Raw genomic sequence first — 3,656 nt, 5'->3', positions numbered from 1 at the left:
GCGCGATACCTGGCGGGACTCGTCTGCATGGTGTCGCGGATCTGCTGATCTATAGTGTCGACCAGCAGTTCCAGCACCGTTTGCGTCTTGCCAGGCGTGAGCGAGAGGTTGCGGCACAGCAAGGCGGACAACGCGGTCATCAACGTCATCAGTGCCCAGGTTGTAAGTACCGGCCCGGTGATGGTGAATACACCGACCTGCAGGAGCGGCGCGGTTGCCAGTGGTGAAGCGGTCATGGCCGGCCTCCGTGACGACGCATTGCGATTGCGCGCGCGAGCAGAATGCCTGCCATGCCCGTCAGCAGCGCCAGTGCGCCGAAATGCGCGAGCGTCAGCAGCAACGCACCTGTGAGCGCGAAACGGGCAAGCTGAAGCGCCAGCGCGGCTGCCGCGCGGCCTTCGGCAAACAGCGGGCCGTTCCAGCGCAGCGACATGAAATGCCATGCGCCCGCTAACGTGCCGACCGCGAGTCCAAGCGCGGCCTGCGCGACGATCGACGACGGTGCGCTATTCATGGTGCCCTCCTTGCTGCCGGTGCATCCATTTCCAGGCCGACCAGAAGCCGACTACGGCGCCGAGCATCAGAAGCGGTGCCGAAAAGAACACCCGCGTGCCGAAGGTTCGGTCCAGCCAGTGTCCGAGCGCGAGTCCCATCAGCGTCGGCAGGACGATCGCCCAACCGAGGATGCCAATCTGTCCGAGCCTGCTGCCGAGCGATGGCTCGGGTTCCGCCCGGCCGCGCGAATCACGCTCGGCGGCCTCGCGCGCTGCGCCGGCCATCCTGTCGTGCGGGTCGTGCTCATCGGTAGGGTGCGGGTTCATCGCAGATGCGCTCCCATGCCGGATCCATCGGCACCATCGATGCCCGGGCGCGGGCGCAGATAGCTCAGCATCTGACGCACTGCGCGCGCATGCAATCGCAATTGCTCGACACGGGCGCGGCGTGCCGCGTCGTCTTCATCGGCATGACGGCTGCGCACGCCGGCTTCCAGACTGTCCAGCGAATCACCGGGAATCGCCTCGCGGCAGGCGATCGACACCTGAACGCCGCCCGATACCAACAGCACGCCGCCGTCCACTGCGCAGTAATGGGTGACGCCGTCCGCACAGGTCCAGCGCACCACCGACGGCGTCAGCAGCGTCACGAGGTCGGCATGTCCGGCGCGGATGCCGAACGAGCCGCTTTCGTCCTGCGCGCGCAGGGAAACGATCTCGACGGCGTCGAACCACACCGTCGAAGGCGTCGCGACGGTCAGTGTCAAAGGCGCGCGGCTCATGGCACCTGCTCCACGGCACGCGCGCTGGCGTCCGGTGCGACGGCGTCCTGTGCGGCGGCCGCCGCTTCCTTGCGGCGACCCTCGTCGAGTATGCCGATCATGTAGAGCGAGCTTTCCTGCCACGTATCGCACTCGCCGGCGAGGATCGCCTTGCAGCCGGCAATCGTGTCGGCGATCGCCACGGAACGGCCCGCTTCACCCGTGAAGGCTTCGGTGACAGCGAAAGGCTGGGTCAGAAAACGCTGCAGGCGCCGCGCACGCCCTACGAGCACGCGGTCGTCGGCGCCCAGTTCCTCGATACCAAGCAAGGAGATGACGTCCTGCAACTCGCGGTAGTGCTCTATGATCCGGCGCACCTCGATCGCAACCGCCGCGTGTTCCTCACCGACTACGAGCGGGTCGAGCAGGATCGATGAAGATGCGATCGGATCGATGGCGGGGTACATCCCCTCCCCGGCCATCGCGCGGGACAGCACGACCATGCTGTCGATGTGCGCTGCGATCGCGGTCACCGCCGGGTCGGTGAAATCGTCGGCGGGCACGTAGACGGCCTCGATTGCAGTGACCGACACGTCGCCAACCGAAACAATACGTTCCTGCAGACTCGCGACTTCGCTCGCCAGCGTAGGCTGATAACCGACTCTTGAAGGCATGCGCCCCAGCAGGCCCGACACCTCGGCACCCGCCTGCACGAAGCGAAACACGTTATCCATCAGCAGCAGCACATTCTGGCGGCGTTCGTCGCGGAAATACTCGGCGATCGTCAACGCCGTAAACGGTACACGCCAGCGTGCGCCGGGTGGTTCATTCATCTGGCCATATACCAGCACCGTGCGCGCCAGGACGCCAGACGTGCGCATGTCGAGCAACATCTCGTGCCCCTCGCGCGAGCGTTCTCCGACCCCGGCGAACACCGAAATGCCCTGATAGCGCTCGACCATTGCATGGATCAACTCCATGACCAGCACCGTCTTGCCGACGCCCGCTCCGCCGAACATTGCCGCCTTGCCACCTCGGGCGAGCGGCGCGAGCAGATCGATCACCTTGATGCCGGTGGAGAATAGCGTCGTCGAGCCCGTCTGCGCGGCGAGCGGCGGCGCAGCGCGATGAATCGGACGGCGCTCTATAAGCGCGGGAAGTGCGGGACCGTCGTCACGGGTCGCGCCCGTCACGTCGAGGAGCCTCCCGAGCACCGCCTCGCCGACCGGCGCCGCGATGGGACCGCCACAGGCTTGCACGCGCGCGCCACGCCGCAATCCCGCCGTCGCTTGCAACGCTAGCGCGCGCACCGTGGTTTCGCTCAGGTGTGTCTGCACTTCGGCGAGCACCGGCGCGAGATCGTCCGACAGGATGAGTAGTGCGTCTTCGATGGGAGGAAGCGGACCATCCGCAAACCTGACGTCGACGACCGCGCCCCGCACTGCGACGACGCAGCCGTCGTTTGCAGTCGACTGTTCTGCTGATGGATCTGCTTCTGGATGAGTCGACATAGGGATCCCGTGGCAGGTTCGAACAGTCGCAAGGTAACGCCGCGATCGGCCCGGAAAAATGACCTTTGTCAAACGTATCGCAGTTGATAACTTGCGATCCGCAGGCAGGAGGCTGGGCCGTCCTTGCCCATCGTCATGACGCGCCGACGAATGCGCGGAAATTCATTTCCACCGCACGGATCTGCTCGGCGCAACTTCTGTACAGCCAGCCCGGGTTGCCATCTGCCCGATACATACCCCGGCACAAACCCTTGAGGCTGATCGTCGAGGCTCCTCTTTCGTCGGTCGTCCGCGTCGCCCACACATAGACGGCGCCAAACATGTGTGGCTCGGCCGTTTCGATCACCGTTTCGTCGGCGTGGCGAATCGGCGTCACCGAGCGCAGTGCAACATACGTCCTGGTCAGGGTCCAAAGACGATCGCAATCTGCGCGCGTGGAACATTCCACCGACGCATGGGCGCGCGCTTCGTCGAGCTGAATTTCCGTATCGCGAAGCGCGGCAACGCGTGCCTCGGTGGTGCACGCCGCGAGTCCGGCGATCAGAAGGGCGAGGATCAATCTATTTTCCATGTCCGCTCATTCCCCCGACGAATCAACACGCCCACTCGAGGTTTCGCGATCTGGCGATGTGACGCTTGAGGTCACTGACAAACACGGCAAGGGCAGCGTGTACACCGTGAAGAACCTCGCTCGCAGTGACCTTGCATTCTGAAACGGCTGGCTTGCCCACAATCTGCTGCATCTCACGCAGTGCTTTGTCAGCGCCCCGCCCGCCGAAGCTGCAAAGGAACGCCACCTGCGGCAACCGCGCTCGATTCTCCATGAGGTAAGAACGCACCGGGGCCGACACCGAACCCGCCCACACTGGCGAGCCGATGACAACGAGATC

General features: G+C 64.9%; 7 protein-coding genes. All 7 read right to left on the bottom strand.

The genetic code is table 11. The features are described 5' to 3' along the window. Positions 1–236 (bottom strand): FoF1 ATP synthase subunit a (locus tag P0D80_RS49030; protein WP_459252777.1); only part of this gene is annotated, 236 nt, incomplete at its 3' end. After that, complete coding sequence (locus tag P0D80_RS49025; RefSeq protein WP_408295683.1) at positions 233–514, bottom strand: N-ATPase subunit AtpR; 282 nt, start codon at positions 512–514, stop codon at positions 233–235. The genes P0D80_RS49030 and P0D80_RS49025, both read right to left, overlap by 4 nt. Then, complete coding sequence (locus P0D80_RS49020; RefSeq protein ID WP_408295680.1) at positions 507–821, bottom strand: AtpZ/AtpI family protein; 315 nt, start codon at positions 819–821, stop codon at positions 507–509. The genes P0D80_RS49025 and P0D80_RS49020 overlap by 8 nt, the downstream gene beginning before the upstream one ends. Beyond that, positions 818–1,276 carry a F0F1 ATP synthase subunit epsilon gene (locus tag P0D80_RS49015; protein WP_408295677.1) on the bottom strand — a complete coding sequence of 153 codons (459 nt, stop codon included), beginning with the start codon at positions 1,274–1,276 and terminating at the stop codon, positions 818–820. Before P0D80_RS49015 ends, P0D80_RS49020 begins: the two co-directional genes overlap by 4 nt. After that, positions 1,273–2,766 (bottom strand): F0F1 ATP synthase subunit beta, encoded by a 1,494-nt coding sequence (atpD, locus tag P0D80_RS49010; RefSeq protein ID WP_408295674.1) that lies wholly within the window; start codon positions 2,764–2,766, stop codon positions 1,273–1,275. The genes P0D80_RS49015 and atpD overlap by 4 nt, the downstream gene beginning before the upstream one ends. A 133-nt stretch (positions 2,767–2,899) precedes the next feature. Further along, positions 2,900–3,337: a hypothetical protein gene (locus P0D80_RS49005; RefSeq protein ID WP_408295671.1), complete on the bottom strand. Its 438-nt coding sequence runs from the start codon at positions 3,335–3,337 to the stop codon at positions 2,900–2,902. Between the two features lie 22 nt (positions 3,338–3,359). Then, a partial coding sequence (locus P0D80_RS49000; RefSeq protein WP_408295668.1) for a flavodoxin family protein occupies positions 3,360–3,656 on the bottom strand: 297 nt, incomplete at its 5' end.

Source organism: Paraburkholderia sp. RL17-373-BIF-A (assembly GCF_046030175.1).
GTDB lineage: Bacteria > Pseudomonadota > Gammaproteobacteria > Burkholderiales > Burkholderiaceae > Paraburkholderia.
Note: the sequence above shows the minus strand (reverse complement) of the source record. Positions and strands in the feature narration are given on the sequence as shown.

Excerpts from the sequence above, each read along its gene's own strand:
- P0D80_RS49025 (WP_408295683.1), bottom strand. The coding sequence starts at position 514 with ATGAATAGCGCACCGTCGTCGATCGTCGCGCAGGCCGCGCTTGGACTC.
- P0D80_RS49020 (WP_408295680.1), bottom strand. The coding sequence starts at position 821 with ATGAACCCGCACCCTACCGATGAGCACGACCCGCACGACAGGATGGCC.
- P0D80_RS49015 (WP_408295677.1), bottom strand. The coding sequence starts at position 1,276 with ATGAGCCGCGCGCCTTTGACACTGACCGTCGCGACGCCTTCGACGGTG.
- atpD (WP_408295674.1), bottom strand. The coding sequence starts at position 2,766 with ATGTCGACTCATCCAGAAGCAGATCCATCAGCAGAACAGTCGACTGCA.
- P0D80_RS49005 (WP_408295671.1), bottom strand. The coding sequence starts at position 3,337 with ATGGAAAATAGATTGATCCTCGCCCTTCTGATCGCCGGACTCGCGGCG.